Origin of the sequence: Streptomyces sp. NPDC057950 (genome assembly GCF_042887295.1) — a bacterium.
Lineage (GTDB): Bacteria > Actinomycetota > Actinomycetes > Streptomycetales > Streptomycetaceae > Streptomyces > Streptomyces kaempferi.
Window position 1 is genome coordinate 534,651 of record NZ_JBHVPP010000002.1, and the last position, 16,206, is coordinate 550,856.

Consider the following 16,206-nt stretch of genomic DNA (forward strand, 5'->3'; position numbering starts at 1 on the left):
CAACGACCCTGCCCAGGAGTCTGTCCGTGATCTCCGCCTCCGGTATCGAGCTGCGCGCCGGCGCCCGCATTCTCATCGAGTCCGCCACCTTCCGCATCACCAAGGGCGACCGCATCGGCCTGGTCGGCCGCAACGGCGCGGGCAAGACGACGCTCACCAAGGTCCTCGCGGGCGAGGGCCAGCCCGCCGCGGGCAACGTCGCCCGCTCCGGCGAGGTCGGCTACCTGCCGCAGGACCCCCGCACCGGCGACCTCGACGTGCTCGCCCGCGACCGCGTCCTGTCGGCCCGCGGCCTGGACGTCCTGATCCGCAAGATGCGTGAGAACGAACAGCGGATCGCCAACGGCTCGGGAGCCACCCGCGACAAGGCCATGCGGCAGTACGAGCGCCAGGAGACGGAGTTCCTCACCAAGGGCGGATACTCCGCCGAGGCCGAGGCCGCCACCATCGCCGCCGCCCTCAACCTGCCCGACCGTGTGCTCGGCCAGCCCCTGCACACGCTCTCCGGCGGCCAGCGGCGCCGTATCGAACTGGCCCGGATCCTGTTCTCCGACGCCGACACGCTGCTGCTCGACGAGCCCACCAACCACCTCGACGCCGACTCGATCGTCTGGCTGCGCGACTACCTGAAGACGTACCGCGGCGGGTTCATCGTGATCTCCCACGACGTAGACCTCGTCGAGACGGTCGTCAACAAGGTCTTCTACCTGGACGCCAACCGCGCCCAGATCGACGTCTACAACATGGGCTGGAAGCTCTACCAGCAGCAGCGCGAGGCTGACGAGAAGCGCCGCAAGCGCGAGCGGCAGAACGCCGAGAAGAAGGCCGCGGCGCTGAACGCGCAGGCCGACAAGATGCGCGCGAAGGCCACCAAGACCGTCGCCGCCCAGAACATGGCCAAGCGCGCCGACCGGCTGCTCGCCGGCCTGGACGCCGTCCGTGTCTCCGACAAGGTCGCCAAGCTGCGCTTCCCGGAGCCCGCTCCCTGTGGCAAGACCCCGCTCATGGCCGAGGGCCTGTCGAAGTCGTACGGCTCCCTGGAGATCTTCACCGACGTCGACCTGGCCATCGACAAGGGCTCCCGCGTCGTCATCCTCGGCCTGAACGGCGCGGGCAAGACGACCCTCCTGCGCCTCCTCGGCGGCGTCGAGACCCCCGACACCGGCGGGGTCGTCGAGGGACACGGACTCAAGCTCGGCTACTACGCGCAGGAGCACGAGACCCTCGACCCGGAGCGCACGGTGCTGGAGAACATGCGCTCCGCGGCCCCGGACCTCGACCTGGTCGAGGTCCGCAAGACGCTCGGTTCGTTCCTGTTCTCCGGCGACGACGTCGACAAGCCCGCCGGGGTCCTCTCCGGCGGCGAGAAGACCCGTCTCGCGCTCGCGACCCTGGTGGTCTCCTCGGCGAACGTCCTCCTCCTCGACGAGCCGACGAACAACCTCGACCCGGCCAGCCGCGAGGAGATCCTCGGCGCGCTGCGCACGTACAAGGGCGCCGTCGTCCTCGTCACCCACGACGAGGGTGCCGTCGAGGCGCTCCAGCCGGAGCGGATCATCCTGCTGCCGGACGGTGTCGAGGACCTGTGGGGCGCCGACTACGCGGACCTCGTCGCCCTCGCCTGAGTCCCCGTAAGGCCCCCGGGGACCTGATGGGCAGCCCCGGGACCGCCGTCAGCACGACGTGATCGAATGACTGATCCACTGCGTATGGATCATTCGGCCGATCCGTGATCCATCATCTGTGTGAGATCTCCTCGTACCGAGGTGTGTCGTACATCGATTTCCCGGCCGAGTCCCTTGTTCTCAAGGGCTCGGCCGTTGTGCGTCGCTGACCTGGCACTTTGCCGAAGAACCCGTTCGGCCGCACGAAGGGACCGGGGTGGAACCCTTGATTCCACTCGTGGGGACGGGCTCCTGTCGTCAAAACCTTGTCCCACGGACCTTGCCGAATGGCTGGCCATGAAGCCCTTGAGGGGTGATCATGAGAAGTCCAGAGCGCACTTCCCATGAGGAGGCACGGGTGGCCGAGACTCTGAAGAAGGGCAGCCGGGTAACCGGCGCCGCGCGCGACAAGCTCGCGGCAGACCTGAAGAAGAAGTACGACTCCGGTGCGAGCATTCGAGCGCTGGCCGAAGAGACCGGCCGCTCGTATGGCTTCGTGCACCGGATGCTCAGCGAGTCGGGCGTCACGCTCCGTGGGCGTGGCGGAGCGACGAGGGGCAAGAAGGCCGCCTCGGCCTGAGGCCGGGCGTCCCCATCGGCTTCGGTGGTGGCCACCCGGTCGGTCGGGTGATCGACCGGGTGGTTACTGTGCAGTCACTTAGGTGTGTCCCCGTGTACGGGTGCGCGCCCGATCCGACCGCACCCATCGGAGGCAGCCCATGGCTTCGCTCGACAAGGACCTCGACCCCGTACTCGACAAGGACGGCGTACGGCTCACCGTCGACGACGCGATCGCCACGGTGACGCTGACCAACGCGGCCAAGCGCAACGCCCAGAGTCCCGCTCTGTGGCGGGCGTTGACGGAGGCCGGACGGTCACTGCCGGGCACCGTCCGGGTGGTCGTCCTGCGTGCCGAGGGCAAGTCGTTCTCGGCCGGGCTCGACCGGCAGGCGTTCACGCCCGAGGGCTTCGACGGCGAACCGTCGTTCATCGAGCTCGCGCGCGGCACGGACGCCGACCTCGACGCGACCATCGCCGAGTACCAGGAGGCGTTCACCTGGTGGCGGCGCAGCGACGTCGTGTCCATCGCCGCCGTGCAGGGGCACGCCATCGGAGCCGGGTTCCAGCTCGCCCTCGCCTGTGACCTGCGCGTCGTCGCCGACGACGTGCAGTTCGCCATGCGCGAGACCAGCCTCGGGCTCGTGCCCGACCTCACCGGGACGCACCCGCTGGTCGGTCTGGTGGGTTACGCCCGCGCGCTCGAGATCTGCGCGACGGGTCGCTTCGTGGCGGCCGAGGAGGCCGAGCGCACCGGTCTCGCCAACCTCGCGGTCGCGGCCGGACAGCTCGACGACGCGGTGCGCGATCTCGCCGCGGCCCTGCTCGCCGCGCCGCGCGACGCCGTCATCGAGACCAAGGCGCTGTTGCGGGGGGCGAGGGAGCGCACGTACGAGGAGCAGCGCCGCGCCGAGCGCGCGGCCCAGGCCCGGCGACTGCGGGACCTCGCCGGCGTGGGGGACTGAGACCGTCCTCCGGCGCCGGGATACGGGGGACGCGCGCGGTCCTCGCGTGCCCGCCCGCCCACACACGTGCCGCTAACGCACGGCGGTCACCAGTACGGCCACCGACGGGACGTCCGGCAGTGCCTCGGCGACGCGGGCCCTGACCGCCCGAGCCACGTCGGCCGTCCGTTCGGCGGCCGATACCGCCAGTTCGACCCGCACATGGCGGCGCGGCAGGGCCGGGTCCGTACCCCGGACGTCGGTGAAGTGGACCGGACGGCCCAGCGCGCCGGTCAGACGGTCCACCCCCGGGACGGACAGGACGGCAGCCACCACGCGCGCCTCCTCGGCCGCAGCGGAGTCGTCGACCGGACCCGACTCGCCGACCGGACGTGATCCTCCTGCCCGAGCCGTCTCGTCGACCGGACGTGATCCTCCGGCCCGAGCCGTCTCGTCGACCGGGCCCGTCCCGTCGACCGGAGCCGATCCGTTGCGCGGGCCCGGCCCACCAGCAGCCGGACCCGGTCCGTCGGCCGGACCCGGTCCGTCGGCCGGACCCGGTCCGTCGGCCGGGCCCGGTCCGTCGGCCGGACCCGGGGTGCCCCGGTCCGCGGCGGTGGGCGGCGTGTCCGTGTCCAGCAGCTCCGTGACGCGCAGGTCCACCTCCGTCACCATGAGCCCCAGACGTTCCGTCGCCGCCGTGGCCAGGGCCGAGCGCAACCGGGCCGCCGCCGTCGGGAGCGGTTCACCGCCCGGCGCCGAAGGGTCCGCCGAGGCGGCGAGATCCCCGGTGACGCGGAGCGGACCGGGCGGCAGCGCGCCCGGCGGAGGCGGTACGGCGGGCTCGTACGTCCGCTCCGGGTCCGTGAGGGAGATCCGCAGCGCGCCGAGCGCCACCCCGGGGACGGCGGCCGCCGCGCGCCGAAGCACCGTGCCGGCCGCCTCCTCGGTGATCCACGCGCCGTCGCTGGAGTGGCCGAGGGGGAGGAACCGCCCCAGTCCGAGCCGCTGTCTTACCGCCCGCGTCCATCGGTCCGACGTCATTCCTCCAGCCTGCCGCATCCCTGGCGCGCAATCGCGGGGGCGCACTTAGTGTGGGCGCAGGAGGACGACCGAAAGGGACGTGCGGCGATGACCGACATGACGGAGCGGAACCGGACGGAGAACCCCGAGGGCGAGACGCCCCAGACCCGTAAGCCCACCCGGCGCGGTGGCGGTGATCCCGCCACCCGGGGCCGGACCACGATCGCCGACGGCGTCGTGGAGAAGATCGCCGGACTCGCGGCCAGGGACGTGCTCGGCGTGCACGCGATGGGCAGTGGGCTGAGCCGTACCTTCGGGGCGGTGCGCGACCGGGTGCCGGGCGGCTCGAAGTCCGTCGCCAGAGGCGTCAAGGCGGAGGTCGGCGAGGTGCAGACCGCGCTCGACCTGGAGATCGTCGTCGAGTACGGGGTGTCGATCGCGGACGTGGCCCGCGCGGTCCGGGAGAACGTGATCACGGCCGTCGAGCGCATGACGGGTCTCGAGGTCGTCGAGGTCAACATCGCCGTGAGTGACGTGAAGCTTCCCGATGAAGAGGACGAGGAGCCGGAGTCGCGGCTCCAGTGACCGGACCGGCGACCGAACTGCTGAGGAGCGCACATGAGCTTGGCCGTGATCGGCATGATCGCCGGAATGGCGCTGGGCTTCGCCGGATACTTCGGGGGATTCGGGGCCTTCCTGCTCGTGGCCGCCCTGGGAGCCGTCGGCTTCGTCGTCGGACGGTTCCTCGAGGGGGACCTGGACCTCGGTGCCCTCTTCCGCCCGCGTGACGACCGGCGGCGGTGACACCCGTGACCGGCGCGCCCGGTGACACCCGGCGGCCTTCGGCGGTCGTCGTGGCCGCCGAGCGCGGCGCGACCCGGATCGCCGACCGCGTCGTGGCCAAGACCGCCGCACAGGCGGCCCGCGAGGTCCTCGGGCCGCTGCCCCCGGACGCCGCGCCGCCGCACGCGACGGTCCTCGTGCGGCACGACACCGCCCGCGTCCACGTCCACCTCGAACTCGCCTACCCCACCGACATCGGCGCCCGTTGCAAAGCGGTGCGTTGTCATGTCGAGGAGCGGGTAAGCGCGTTGACGGGGATGGAAGTGCCGGAGGTGACCGTCCAGGTGGAACGACTGCACCTGGTACCGGTACCCGGCGTGGCACAGGGGAGGACGCAATGAGCGAGCCTCAGGGCTCCGACAGCACGACCCGACGCTTGCCCGTGATGGAGAAGCGGCCCGAGGACGAGTTCGACCGGTCCGCGTCGGCGGACGCCCACGATCCCGCGGGCACCGCCGGCGAGGAGGACGGCGCCCAGGGACGGTTCTGGTCGACGCGCCGCGTCCCCGCGGGGATCGTCGCGGTGCTCCTCCTGATGGGCGCGGGCGCCTTCCTGTACGACGTCACGGCGGTCCGTGCGCACCGGCCCGCGTTGCACTGGCGCAGGTCTCTCGCCCGGCAACTGGCCGAACGCCCCCTCGACGACACGTGGGTGCTCGTCGGCGCCGGGATCGCCGCGGCCCTCGGGCTCTGGCTGATCGTCCTCGCGGTGACCCCGGGACTGCGGGGTGTCCTGCCGATGCGGCGCACCCACCACGACGTACGGGCCGGGCTGCACCGGGACGCCGCCGCCATGGCCCTGCGCGACCGGGCCATGGAGGTCGCCGGGGTGCAGTCGGCCAGGGTCCGTACCGGGCGGCGCACGGTGGACGTCCACGCGGTCTCGCATTTCCGTGAACTCGACGACGTACGTGCCGACCTGGACGCCACACTCGCCGACGGCATCAGGGGGCTGGGGCTCTCCCGGCCCCCGGCGCTCTCGGTGCACGTGAGGCGTCCCGGACGGAAGGGGTGAGTACGGTGCTCAGGATCGTCAACCGGGTGCTGCTGGGAGTCGTCGGGCTCGCCCTGGTCGTCCTCGGCGGCTCCGTGCTCGCCATCGGACTGGGTGCGCGGCCGCCCTCGTGGTGGATCCACGAAGGGCCGCACGACGTGCTGTTGAGCGACACCGGACGGACCCGCTGGCGGGACCAGGGCTGGTGGTGGCCGGCCGTCATCGCCGGGCTCGCGGTGCTCGTCCTGCTCGCCCTGTGGTGGCTGGCGGCCGTGCTGCGCCGGCGCCGGCTGGCCGAGGTACTGGTCGACGTCGGTGACGGCGAGGGCGCGCTGCTGCGCGGCCGGGCCCTGGAGGGCGTACTCGCCGAGGACGCCGGGCGTCTGGACGGTGTCACGCACGCCCAGGCGCAGTTGACCGGGAGGCGGGGCGCTCCGGGCGCACGGGTTCAGCTCCTGCTGGAACCGCATGTGGACCCCGGACACACGCTGCATCTGCTCACGACGGAGGCGCTCGCGCACGCGCGTGACTCGGCGGGCCTCGCCGCGCTGCCCGCGGAGGTGCGCCTCCGCGCGGTCAAGCACCGTGCGGAACGCGTGAGCTGAGCCGGACGGCGGCGGACCGGGGCTTCCCCCGGCCCGCCTGCCGCCGAAGGGGGATGGGCAGGCCCTCGCCGACCGCCCGGCCGCGGGAGCGGAGGGGAATCGCCGGGTGCGGCGGAGATCACCAGCACGCGTACCGCTGGAGCCCCGGGCCGCGCCGCCGGAACCGGTTTCGGCCGAGGCTCGTATCGCTGGAGCCCCGGGCCGTGCCGCCGGAGCCGGTTTCGGCCGAGGCTCGTATCGCTGGGGACCCGGGCCGTGCCGCCGGAACCGGTTTCGGCCGATGCCCGTACCGCTCGAGACCCGATGTCGCCGGCGCCCGTGCCGCAGGCCGGAACCGGTACCGCCTGCACACCTGTGCCCGCGGTACCGGCGACCGCTGCCGCCAGGGCGTGTCGCGAAGGTCCCGCCTGCCTCGCGACGCCTGGCACGCTCCCCCACTGCCTCAAGGGCGTGGGAGGTGCCCCCACTCGCCGCACCGGGCGAAAACCCGGGTACGTCCCGTACGCGGGCTTCCGCCCGGCACCGAGAGCACGCACCGGACGCCGCGAGGCCCGCCCTCCGGGCGGACGACGGGATTTTCGCAACACGCCCTAGAACCCGTGCCGCATACCGCCGTCCACCGGCAGCATGATCCCCGTCAGATAGGACGCCGCGGGGGAGAGCAGGAACGCCGCGGTGCGGCCGAACTCCTCCGGGGCGCCGTACCGGCGCAGCGGGATGCGGGCCTCGTTGGCCGCCCGGGTGGCCTCCGGGTCGGCGGAGAGACCGTCGAGCTCGCGGACGCGGTCCGTGTCGATACGGGCCGGGAGCAGACCGACCACGCGGATCCCCCGCGGGCCCAGCTCGTCGGCGAGGGACTTGGCGAAGCCGGCGAGCCCCGGGCGCAGACCGTTGGAGATGGTCAGGCCCGGGATCGGCTCGTGCACCGAACCCGACAGGACGAAGCCGACGACACCGCCGTCACCCAGCTCGGCGACGGCAGCGCGGGCCAGCCGGACCGCGCCCAGGAAGACGGACTCGTACGCGGCCGTCCACTGCTCGTCCGTGGTGTCCGCGACGAACCCGGGCGGCGGCCCGCCGACGCTTATGAGGATGCCGTCGAACCCGCCGAAGTGCTCGCGCGCCGCCGCGATCAGCCGGGCCGGGGTCCGCGGGTCGGCGTTGTCGGCGGCCACCCCCACCGCGTTCGGGCCGAGCGCGGACGCGGCGTCGGCGGCGCCCTTCTCGTCGCGCCCCGAGACGATCACCTTCGCGCCGTCGGCGGTGAGCTCGCGCGCGGCGGCGTTGCCCAGACCACGGGTGGCTCCCGTGACGACGTACACACGGTCCTTCAGTCCAAGATCCATGGCACCCATCCTCCCTCACCCCGTCATACCGTCCGTTCGGCCCCTCCCATCGTCTCGGGGCTCTCGCCCCCGAACAGGTTGAACGCGGTGCCCACCAGGCCGAGATGGCTGAAGGCCTGCGGGAAGTTGCCGAGCTGGCGGCGCCCCACGGGGTCGTACTCCTCGGCGAGCAGCCCCACGTCGTTGGCGAGCCCGATCAGCCGCTCGAACAGGTCGCGGGCCTCCTGCGTACGGCCCGTCATCTGCAGCGCGTCGGCGAGCCAGAACGAACAGACGAGGAAGGCGCCCTCGCCGCCCGGCAGGCCGTCGACGTCCGTGCCCTCCTCGCTGTAGCGGCGCAGCAGGAAGTTGTCGCGTTCGAGTTCCGCGCGGACCGCGTCGATGGTGCCGACGACCCTCGGATCGTCCGGCGGCAGGAAACCGGCGCGCGGGATGAGCAGCAGCGACGCGTCCAGCTCACGCGAACCGTAGGACTGCGTGAAGGTGTTCCGCTCGGCGTCGAACCCGCGCTCGCACACCTCCTTGTGCACCTCGTCGCGCATCTCGCGCCAGCCCTCCAGGTCGCCGGTGAGCCCCGGTTCCGCCTCCAGGGTGCGCACGGCGCGGTCGGCGGCCACCCACGCCATCACCTTCGAGTACACGAAGTGCCGACGGGGACCGCGCACTTCCCAGATCCCCTCGTCGGGCTGCCGCCAGGCGGTCCGCAGGAAGTCCATCAGCGCGCACTGCAGCCGCCACATGTGCGGCTTGGACGGCAGGCCGGAACGCCGGGCCAGTTCGAGCGAGTCGATGACCTCGCCGTACACGTCCAGCTGCAGCTGCTTCACCGCCTCGTTGCCGATCCGGACCGGGTACGAACCGGCGAAGCCGCGCAGCCAGGGCAGCTCGAACTCGGGCAGCCGGCGCTCACCGGAGAGCCCGTACATGATCTGCAGGTCGGCCGGGTCGCCCGCGACCGCGCGCAGCAGCCAGTCGCGCCAGGCCTCGGCCTCCTCGTGGTACCCGGCCGCGAGGAGCGCGCCCAGCGTGAGCGTGGAGTCGCGCAGCCAGCAGTAGCGGTAGTCCCAGTTGCGGACGCCGCCCAGCTCCTCCGGGAGCGAGGTGGTGGGGGCCGCCACGATGCCGCCCGTCGGCGCGTAGGTGAGGGCCTTGAGGGTGATCAGCGAACGGACCACGATGTCCCGGTGGGGGCCCTCGTAGCGGCAGCGCGCCGCCCACGCCTGCCAGTCGGCGACGCTGCACCGCAGCGCCTCGAACGGGTCGATCAACGGTGGGCGCGCCCAGTGCGAGGGATGCCAGGTCAGTACGAAGGCGACCTTCTCGCCCGCCTCCACGGTGAACTCCGAGAGCGTGCGGAAGTCCTTGCCCCAGGTCCGTACCTCGGGCTCGCTGCGCAGCCACACCGAGTCCGGGCCCGCCACCGCCACCCGGTGACCGTCCGACTTGCGCATCCACGGCACGACCGAGCCGTAGTCGAAGCGCAGCCGCAGGGTGCTCTGCACCGTGACGCGGCCGCTGATGCCTTCCACGATGCGGATGAGATCGGGCGCCTTGTCGCGTTGTGGCATGAAGTCGGTCACCCGGACCGTGCCGTCGTCCGTCTCCCATTCCGAGTCGAGCACCAGGGAGTCCGGCCGGTACGCGCGCCGGGTGCAGGGGCCCGCCCCCTTGGGCGCGATCCGCCAGTGGCCGTTGTTGTCGTCGCCGAGCATCGCGGCGAAACAGGCGGCCGAGTCGAACCGTGGCACGCATAGCCAGTCGATCGACCCGTCCCGGCCCACCAGTGCGGCCGTCTGTTCGTCCCCGATGAGCGCGTAGTCCTCGATACGTGGGTGCACGTGGGGCGGGTTCCCGGCAGGGGCCGGGGCCAATCGGGTCGGGGGCCGACCGGGTGAAGCGAGGGTACGTTCGAGGGCGGACCGCGCAGGGCTCCGGGCGGGGAGGATCGCCTCCGCGGGCGGTGGGCCGCGCGGACCGGGGCGGTTCCCGCGCGGTCCGCGGGGCGGGACAGGTCCCGCGGGGTCTACACGGCGGCCGGGGCCGGTTCCGGGGCGGTGTGCGTGGTGGCGGCCGTCGCGCGGTCACGACGCTCGCGGCGGACCAGGACCACCCAGCCCACGGGAACGCCCGCGGAGAAGAGCCACCACTGGATCGCGTACGCCATGTGCGGGCCGATGTCGTTGTGCTCGGGGTCGGGGAGCAGTTCGGGCGAGTCGCCCCTGGGCGCGGGCGCGGTCTGCTCGATGTAGCCGCCCAGGACCTGCTTGCCGAGGTTCTTCGCCTGCTGCCCGCTGCTGATCAGCATGACCTGGCGGTCGGGCAGCCCCGCGACGTTCTTGATACCGCTGGCGCCGGTCGTCTCGTCCGGCATCAGCCGCCCGGTGACGGTGACCTCGCCCTTCGCGGGCGCCGGGATCCTCGGGAAGGCGGTCTGCACGCCGTTCGCCGGGATCCAGCCCCGGTTGACCATCAGCACCCGGCCGTCGGCCAGGTCGAAGGGGGTCAGGACGTGGAAGCCGACCTCGCCGTCCGCGTTGGTGCGGCGCCGTACGACGACCTCGTGCGCGGTGTCGTAGGTCCCCTTGGCGGTCACCCGGCGGTACAGGTCGTCGTGCGGGACGCGCTGCCCCGGCGCGGTGAGCGACTCGGCCGGCACCGGCTTCGCCGACAGCGAGGCGGAGATCACCGCGTTCAGCGCGACCTTGTGCTCATGCCGGTGCAGCTGCCAGAAGCCCAGCTTGATCATCGTCGGGATGAGGGCGAGGGCCACCAGGGTGAGAATCACCCACTGCCGGGACAACAGGAAGCGGTACACCCCATTGACGGTACTCGGCACGATTCGGCCCTCGACGGGAGGGTCCCGCCGAGGGCCGCGCCCCGGCTCACACTTTGTCGACGATCCCCACCCTCCCCTCGGCGCGGGCGCAGTGGGCTCCGCAGAACCAGTGGCCCTCGACCTCGACTCCCTGGCCGATGATCTGGACACGACAGTGCTCGCAGATCGGGGCCATCCGGTGGATCGCGCAGGAGAAGCAGTCGAAGACGTGCACCGCGCCCTGCGCGTGCACCTCGAACGTCATTCCGTAGTCATTGCCGCATACTTCGCATCTCGCCATGCGCCACAGGGTGCGGGGCGGACGCGGAACCGGCGAGCGGGTGCCGGGCGAGTCGCGCGCCAATCACCCGTACGTCGGTCAGTCACCCGTATGCCGGTCGGTCACCCAGGTGTCCGCCGGTCACCCGTACGCCGGTCACCCGTGTGCCCGTCGGTCACCCGTACGCCGGTAGGTCACCCGTACGCCGGTAGGTGTCCGGCGCACCGGTCACCCGAGGGCGTGCCGGCCGTGCCCGGTCACTTCCCCGGTGCCGGTTCCACGTCCCGCAGCAACTGGCCGAACGCCGCCTCGTCGATCACCGGCGTGCCGAACTGCCGGGCCTTGAGCACCTTGGACGTGCTGGAGTCCGGATCGTTCGTGACCAGCAGGCTGGTCAGCCGGGACAGGCTCGTCGCCACATGCAGCCCCGCCTCGACGGCACGGTCCTCCAGCAGTTCGCGGTCGACGGACGTGTCCCCGGAGAACGCCACCCGCATGCCCTGCTTGAGTGGTTCACCCGGTTCGTAACGTCCTGGGTTGGGATAGGGGCATGCGGGGCGTTTGCGTGAAGGGCGCCAACTCCCCGACGGATAGCCGCCCCCGGACCCGTGACCGCCTCCGGAGGACCCGCCCTCGTACCCCCCGGACTGCCGCCCGATGCGGGGCGCCGCCGGGCTCTGCGACCACTCCTTGAGCGGCCGGCACTCCAGCAGCGGCAGCCGGATCCCCTCGCGCGCGGCCGCCCGCAGGCTCGGCCGGAACGCCTCGGCCAGCACCCGCGCGTCGTCCAGCGCGTGGTGCGCGCGCTGCTGCACGACGCCGAAGTGCGCGGCCAGCGACTCGAGCTTGTGGTTGGGCAGCGGAAGGCCCAGCTCCTTGGAGAGCGCGATGGTGCACAGCCGCTGACGCACCGGCGCCTCGCGCTCGGCGCGCGCGTACTCCCGCGCGATCATCGACCAGTCGAAGACGGCGTTGTGCGCGACGAGGACGCGGCCGTCGAGCCGGGCGGCGAACTCCTCCGCGATGTCCTGGAAGAGCGGGGCGCCTTCGAGCACGTCGCTCGTCAGACCGTGGATCCACACCGGGCCCGGGTCCCGCTCCGGGTTCACCGTCGTGTACCAGTGGTCCTCGACCTCGCCGCGCGCGTCCAGCCGGTAGACGGCGGCCGAGATGATCCGGTCGTCCCGGGCCAGGCCGGTGGTCTCCACGTCGACGACCGCGTACCCGTGCGGATACGCGGCCGGCCAGGAGGCTGGGGACGCTGCGGTCGTCAGGTCTTCGAGCATGGTCATTGAGGATACGGGCCACGACCGACAGCCCTGTCCCCGGACTCCGCGCGCCCGCCGGGGCCGGGCCGCTCCCTATGGCGTCAACAACCCGGCCACCAGCGCCTTGACGGACGCAGTGAACAGCCGCTCGGTGTCGACCGGTCCGGCCAGCGCCCGCGCGAGCGCCGGGTCGCGCTCGGCGGTGCGCGCCCCCCACAGCTCCTCCTCGCCGGGACGCTGCGCCGGAGCGCGCTCGCGGTTGCGCTCGACCAGGACGTGCCCGACGACCTGGAACTGCACGGCCCGGACGACCCGGGCGGCGCGCGCGCCCCGCAGCCCCGCCGCGTGCACCTCGCGCACCAGAGCCCGCTGCGCGGGCAGGAACATCCGTTCCGTCAGGCCACGTTCGTGCACCATCGCGATGAGGTGCGGATGCTCCCGCAGCTGCCGGCGCAGGACGCGGGCCACCGACACGACACGCGCCGCCGGGGTGCGCCCGGTGGGCCGGATCTCGCCGAGGTCGGCGACGGTCCGCTCGACCAGTGCGTCGAGCAGGGACTCGCGGTTGCCGACGTGCCAGTAGATCGAGGTGACCGCCGTGCCCAGCTCGGCCGCGAGCCTGCGCATCGTCAGCGCGTCCGGGCCGTGCCGCCTCACCAGGGTCCCGGCGGCGTCGAGGACCGCCTCGCGGCTGACTCCCGGTCTCGTCATGATGCCCCCAAGTCCGTTTCGTGCACGCGTATTTACCCTTCGCGAGGTCTGCTGTAACTGTGTTACAGCTGACGGTCCATCAGGGAAGGGCGGTACGACATGGCACGAGTGAGGTACGGCGCGCGCAGCGAGGCGGAGATCGCCGCCGCGCGTACCGCGAGCGCCAGGCTCCCCGACATCTGGTCCACCGGTGTGGTGGCCGTCTGGGAGAGCGATCCGGACGCGGTCGCGGCGGTCCTGCCGCCCCCGCTCAAACCCACCGCGCGACCCTTGGTACGGGTGAACATCAGCAAGGTCGACCTGCCCGGCTACCCGCTGGGTGCCGGCTCGTTCGCCGTCGCCGCGGCGCACGACGGGGTCGAGGGCTGGTATCCGCTCGTGATGCCCATGACCCACGAACGCGCCCTGACCGGCGGCCGGGAGGTCTTCGGTGAGCCCAAGAAGCTCGGCGAGGTGACCGTCGAGCGGGACGGTCTCGTGGTGCGGGCCGCGCTCGCCCGGCACGGCATCGCGTTCGTCGAGGTGCGCGGCGCGGTCAGCGGGGACCTGCCGCTGCCCGAGCCCGCCCGGAAGACCGACTTCTACTTCAAGTTCCTTCCCGGGGTGGACGGTGCGGGCTTCGACGCCGACCCCGTCCTGGTGCACTGCGTGCGCGAGGAGAGGGTGCGCAGGCTGGAGCGCGTCACCGGGGACGTCGTCCTGCGCGAGTCGATGTACGACCCGGTGGCCGACCTCCCCGTCCGCGGACTCGTCGGGATCACCTTCGGCGAGAAGACCACGGACCAGCGCGGCAGGGTCGTCGAGCGCGTCGACCCGTCGGCCCTGCTGCCCTACGTCCACCAGCGCTACGACGATCCGCGGCAGCTCCTCGACGGTCCGCCCGAGGGGAGCGTCTGATGCGCCTGCGGGCGGGACACGTCACCGTCGTCACCGGCGCCGCGAGCGGCATCGGACTGGCCATGGCGCGGCGGTTCGCGGCCGACGGTCTGAAGGTGGTCCTCGCGGACGTCGAGGAGGGGGCCCTGGAGAAGGCGGCGAGCGGGCTGCGCCAGGGCGGGGCCGACGTGCACGCGCGCGTGGTCGACGTCGGGGAGCGCGCGGAAGTCGTCGCACTCGCCGAGGACGTCTACGGGAGGTACGGCGCCGTACACGTCCTGTGCAACAACGCCGGGGTCGGCTCCGGCGCCGAGGGCCGTATGTGGGAGCACGACCCGAACGACTGGAAGTGGGCCTTCGCCGTCAACGTCTGGGGTGTCTTCCACGGCATCCAGGCGTTCGTGCCGAGGATGATCGCCGGCGGAGAGCCGGGTCACGTCGTCAACACCTCGTCCGGCGACGGCGGGATCGCCCCGCTGCCCACGGCCTCCGTCTACGCCGTCACCAAGGCCGCCGTCGTGACGATGACCGAGTCCCTCTACGCGCATCTGAAGGCGGAGCACGCGCGCGTGGGGGCGTCCGTGCTCTTCCCCGGGCCGCACATGCTCCGCACCGGGCTGTGGGAGTCGCACCGCAACCGGCCGTCGCGGTACGCGAAGCAGCGGCCGCGCAGGACCCCGTACCGCGGGCTCGACAAGTGGGAGGCCGCGATGCGGCAGGCGGGGCGGGAGGTGCGGTTCACGCCGGTCGAGGAGGTCGCCGACCTGGTGGCGGAGGGCATCGGCGCGGACCGCTTCTGGCTGCTGCCGGAGAGCGAGCACAGTGACCGCCAGATCCGGGCACGCGCGCGGTCGATGCTCGACCGCGCGGACCCCTCGTACCTCGAACACTTCATCCTGGACTGAGGAGGCGGCCGATGACCGACCTGGATCCCTACCTGATCATCTCCTCCGACTGCCATGCCGGACTCCCCACCGAGGAGTACCGGCCCTACCTCGACTCCCGTTTCCACCGGGACTTCGACGAGTTCCTCGCGGGCCGGGACCGGCGCCGTGAGGAGATGACACGGCTCGGCGTCCGCAACGAGGCGTTCGCGGACAAGTGGTTCCGGGACAACGAGGAGGGTCTGCGCGGCGGGTGGGACACCGGGCAGCGCCTGAAGGAGCTGGACGGCGACGGGGTGGCCGGGGAGGTGGTCTTCCCGGACGCCGACGCCGTGGACAGCCGGACGGCCGCCCCCTTCGGCGTGGGCCTCGGCCTCTCCGGCGACCAGGACCCGGCGCTGGGCATGGCGGGCGCGCGGGCCCACAACCGATGGCTCGCGGAGTTCGTGGGCGAGAACCCCGAACGGCACCGGGGGGTCGCGCTGCTGCCCGTCACGGCGGAGACCGATCTGGTCGTCGCGGAGGTGTACCGCGCCAAGGAGTCGGGGCTCGGCGCCCTGATGATCCCCGCCATGTGGGTCGACAAGGAGCCCTACCACGACCGCCGTTACGACCCCGTGTGGGCGGCGGCCGCCGAGTGCGGGCTCCCGGTGGTCACCCATTCCGGGGCGGCGCCGCGCCACGAGTACGGCGACCACCTCGGCATCTACGTGAGCGAGGTGACGTGGTGGCCGGCGCGTCCGCTGTGGTTCCTGCTCTGGTCGGGAGTCCTCGAGCGGCACCCGGTCCTCAGGTTCGGCGTCGCGGAGTCGGGCTGCTGGTGGCTGCCGAACCTCCTCTGGTTCATGGACCGCCTCTACCTCGGCGCGCACGGCGGCAAGAAGCTGTCGCCCTTCGCCGAGCTGAAGCGGCCCCCGCACGAGTACCTGGACCGCCAGGTGTTCGTCTGCGCCACCAACACCAAGCGGCGCGAACTCGCCCAGCGCTACGAGATCGGCGTCGACAACATCCTGTGGGGCAGCGACTTCCCGCATCCCGAGGGCACCTGGCCCGACACGCGCGCGTGGCTGTCGAGGACGTTCCACGACATCCCGGTGGCGGAGACCCGCCGCATGCTCGGTCTGGCGGCCGCCGAGGTCTTCGGCTTCGACACCGGGAAACTGGCCCCGCTCGCCCGGCGCATCGGCCCGACCCCGGCCGACCTCGGCCAGTCCGAGGACCAGGCGGCCGTGACGGCGTCCTGGGCACGCTCGCGCGAGGTGGGCCGCCACTGGCTCACGGACCACGACTTCCCCGTACTGGGGGCCACACCATGACCCCGTCGACCCCGTCGACCCCGTCGACCCCGTCGACCCCGTCGACCCCGTCGACCCCGTCGACCCCGTCGACCCCGTC

Annotated in this window: 18 protein-coding genes; 11 read left to right on the forward strand and 7 right to left on the reverse strand. The window is 72.5% G+C overall.

What is annotated here, in order from left to right; translation table 11 throughout:
* The first annotated feature begins 26 nt into the window (after positions 1–26).
* The 3 genes from ACFVTC_RS06600 (at position 27) to ACFVTC_RS06610 (ending at position 3,187) form a co-directional block, all read left to right on the forward strand.
* Entirely contained in the window at positions 27–1,625 is a 1,599-nt protein-coding gene (locus ACFVTC_RS06600) for an ABC-F family ATP-binding cassette domain-containing protein (protein ID WP_390124585.1), read from the forward strand.
* A 397-nt stretch (positions 1,626–2,022) separates the two neighbouring features.
* On the forward strand, positions 2,023–2,244 hold the full coding sequence (locus ACFVTC_RS06605) for a helix-turn-helix domain-containing protein (protein WP_006123601.1): 222 nt from the start codon (positions 2,023–2,025) through the stop codon (positions 2,242–2,244).
* A gap of 139 nt (positions 2,245–2,383) precedes the next feature.
* Positions 2,384–3,187 (forward strand): enoyl-CoA hydratase/isomerase family protein, encoded by an 804-nt coding sequence (locus ACFVTC_RS06610; RefSeq protein WP_390124587.1) that lies wholly within the window; start codon positions 2,384–2,386, stop codon positions 3,185–3,187.
* A 72-nt stretch (positions 3,188–3,259) separates the two neighbouring features.
* On the opposite strand, the gene ACFVTC_RS06615 is transcribed toward ACFVTC_RS06610, so the two are convergent.
* Complete coding sequence (locus tag ACFVTC_RS06615) at positions 3,260–4,210, reverse strand: hypothetical protein (protein ID WP_390124589.1); 951 nt, start codon at positions 4,208–4,210, stop codon at positions 3,260–3,262.
* Positions 4,211–4,297: 87 nt separating this feature from the next.
* Here ACFVTC_RS06615 and ACFVTC_RS06620 point away from each other — a divergent pair, with 87 nt between their 5' ends.
* The 5 genes from ACFVTC_RS06620 to amaP are packed head-to-tail and all read left to right on the forward strand — an operon-like array spanning position 4,298 to position 6,631.
* Positions 4,298–4,774, forward strand: coding sequence for an Asp23/Gls24 family envelope stress response protein (locus tag ACFVTC_RS06620; RefSeq protein ID WP_168527460.1), 477 nt, complete (start codon positions 4,298–4,300; stop codon positions 4,772–4,774).
* 33 nt (positions 4,775–4,807) lie between these two features.
* Positions 4,808–4,993 (forward strand): hypothetical protein, encoded by a 186-nt coding sequence (locus ACFVTC_RS06625; protein WP_168527459.1) that lies wholly within the window; start codon positions 4,808–4,810, stop codon positions 4,991–4,993.
* Positions 4,990–5,373 (forward strand): Asp23/Gls24 family envelope stress response protein, encoded by a 384-nt coding sequence (locus ACFVTC_RS06630; RefSeq protein WP_390124592.1) that lies wholly within the window; start codon positions 4,990–4,992, stop codon positions 5,371–5,373. Before ACFVTC_RS06625 ends, ACFVTC_RS06630 begins: the two co-directional genes overlap by 4 nt.
* Entirely contained in the window at positions 5,370–6,047 is a 678-nt protein-coding gene (locus tag ACFVTC_RS06635) for a DUF6286 domain-containing protein (protein WP_390124594.1), read from the forward strand. The genes ACFVTC_RS06630 and ACFVTC_RS06635 overlap by 4 nt, the downstream gene beginning before the upstream one ends.
* 5 nt (positions 6,048–6,052) lie before the next feature.
* The gene (gene amaP / locus ACFVTC_RS06640) at positions 6,053–6,631 is read left to right on the forward strand and encodes an alkaline shock response membrane anchor protein AmaP (RefSeq protein WP_390124596.1); all 579 of its coding nucleotides are present in this window, start codon (positions 6,053–6,055) and stop codon (positions 6,629–6,631) included.
* A gap of 590 nt (positions 6,632–7,221) precedes the next feature.
* On the opposite strand, the gene ACFVTC_RS06645 is transcribed toward amaP, so the two are convergent.
* From ACFVTC_RS06645 to ACFVTC_RS06670, 6 genes are all read right to left on the reverse strand, one after another.
* On the reverse strand, positions 7,222–7,977 hold the full coding sequence (locus tag ACFVTC_RS06645) for an SDR family oxidoreductase (RefSeq protein ID WP_390124598.1): 756 nt from the start codon (positions 7,975–7,977) through the stop codon (positions 7,222–7,224).
* 23 nt (positions 7,978–8,000) lie between these two features.
* Positions 8,001–9,815 carry a glycoside hydrolase family 15 protein gene (locus tag ACFVTC_RS06650; protein ID WP_390124600.1) on the reverse strand — a complete coding sequence of 605 codons (1,815 nt, stop codon included), beginning with the start codon at positions 9,813–9,815 and terminating at the stop codon, positions 8,001–8,003.
* Positions 9,816–10,000: 185 nt separating this feature from the next.
* On the reverse strand, positions 10,001–10,792 hold the full coding sequence (locus tag ACFVTC_RS06655) for an SURF1 family protein (protein WP_390124602.1): 792 nt from the start codon (positions 10,790–10,792) through the stop codon (positions 10,001–10,003).
* Positions 10,793–10,859: 67 nt separating this feature from the next.
* The gene (locus ACFVTC_RS06660) at positions 10,860–11,093 is read right to left on the reverse strand and encodes a hypothetical protein (protein WP_079665165.1); all 234 of its coding nucleotides are present in this window, start codon (positions 11,091–11,093) and stop codon (positions 10,860–10,862) included.
* Positions 11,094–11,329: 236 nt separating this feature from the next.
* A complete protein-coding gene (locus tag ACFVTC_RS06665) occupies positions 11,330–12,358 on the reverse strand; it encodes a DEDDh family exonuclease (RefSeq protein ID WP_390124604.1) in 1,029 nt (342 codons plus the stop codon).
* A gap of 75 nt (positions 12,359–12,433) precedes the next feature.
* Entirely contained in the window at positions 12,434–13,051 is a 618-nt protein-coding gene (locus ACFVTC_RS06670; protein WP_390124606.1) for a TetR/AcrR family transcriptional regulator, read from the reverse strand.
* Positions 13,052–13,150: 99 nt separating this feature from the next.
* Here ACFVTC_RS06670 and ACFVTC_RS06675 point away from each other — a divergent pair, with 99 nt between their 5' ends.
* From ACFVTC_RS06675 to ACFVTC_RS06685, 3 genes are read left to right on the forward strand one after another with little or no spacing between them, the layout of a single operon-like run.
* Entirely contained in the window at positions 13,151–13,948 is a 798-nt protein-coding gene (locus ACFVTC_RS06675) for an acetoacetate decarboxylase family protein (protein ID WP_390124608.1), read from the forward strand.
* On the forward strand, positions 13,948–14,832 hold the full coding sequence (locus tag ACFVTC_RS06680; protein ID WP_390124610.1) for an SDR family NAD(P)-dependent oxidoreductase: 885 nt from the start codon (positions 13,948–13,950) through the stop codon (positions 14,830–14,832). The genes ACFVTC_RS06675 and ACFVTC_RS06680 overlap by 1 nt, the downstream gene beginning before the upstream one ends.
* Before the next feature lie 11 nt (positions 14,833–14,843).
* Positions 14,844–16,127, forward strand: a complete 1,284-nt coding sequence (locus ACFVTC_RS06685) for an amidohydrolase family protein (protein ID WP_390124612.1) — start codon at positions 14,844–14,846, stop codon at positions 16,125–16,127.
* Positions 16,128–16,206 lie beyond the last annotated feature (79 nt).

Bases quoted from the DNA above. Each gene is read 5' to 3' on its own strand.
- ACFVTC_RS06610 (WP_390124587.1), top strand. From the start codon at position 2,384: ATGGCTTCGCTCGACAAGGACCTCGACCCCGTACTCGACAAGGACGGC.
- ACFVTC_RS06615 (WP_390124589.1), bottom strand. From the start codon at position 4,210: ATGACGTCGGACCGATGGACGCGGGCGGTAAGACAGCGGCTCGGACTG.
- ACFVTC_RS06620 (WP_168527460.1), top strand. From the start codon at position 4,298: ATGACCGACATGACGGAGCGGAACCGGACGGAGAACCCCGAGGGCGAG.
- ACFVTC_RS06625 (WP_168527459.1), top strand. From the start codon at position 4,808: ATGAGCTTGGCCGTGATCGGCATGATCGCCGGAATGGCGCTGGGCTTC.
- ACFVTC_RS06635 (WP_390124594.1), top strand. From the start codon at position 5,370: ATGAGCGAGCCTCAGGGCTCCGACAGCACGACCCGACGCTTGCCCGTG.
- ACFVTC_RS06645 (WP_390124598.1), bottom strand. From the start codon at position 7,977: ATGGATCTTGGACTGAAGGACCGTGTGTACGTCGTCACGGGAGCCACC.
- ACFVTC_RS06660 (WP_079665165.1), bottom strand. From the start codon at position 11,093: ATGGCGAGATGCGAAGTATGCGGCAATGACTACGGAATGACGTTCGAG.
- ACFVTC_RS06665 (WP_390124604.1), bottom strand. From the start codon at position 12,358: ATGCTCGAAGACCTGACGACCGCAGCGTCCCCAGCCTCCTGGCCGGCC.
- ACFVTC_RS06670 (WP_390124606.1), bottom strand. From the start codon at position 13,051: ATGACGAGACCGGGAGTCAGCCGCGAGGCGGTCCTCGACGCCGCCGGG.
- ACFVTC_RS06675 (WP_390124608.1), top strand. From the start codon at position 13,151: ATGGCACGAGTGAGGTACGGCGCGCGCAGCGAGGCGGAGATCGCCGCC.
- ACFVTC_RS06680 (WP_390124610.1), top strand. From the start codon at position 13,948: ATGCGCCTGCGGGCGGGACACGTCACCGTCGTCACCGGCGCCGCGAGC.
- ACFVTC_RS06685 (WP_390124612.1), top strand. From the start codon at position 14,844: ATGACCGACCTGGATCCCTACCTGATCATCTCCTCCGACTGCCATGCC.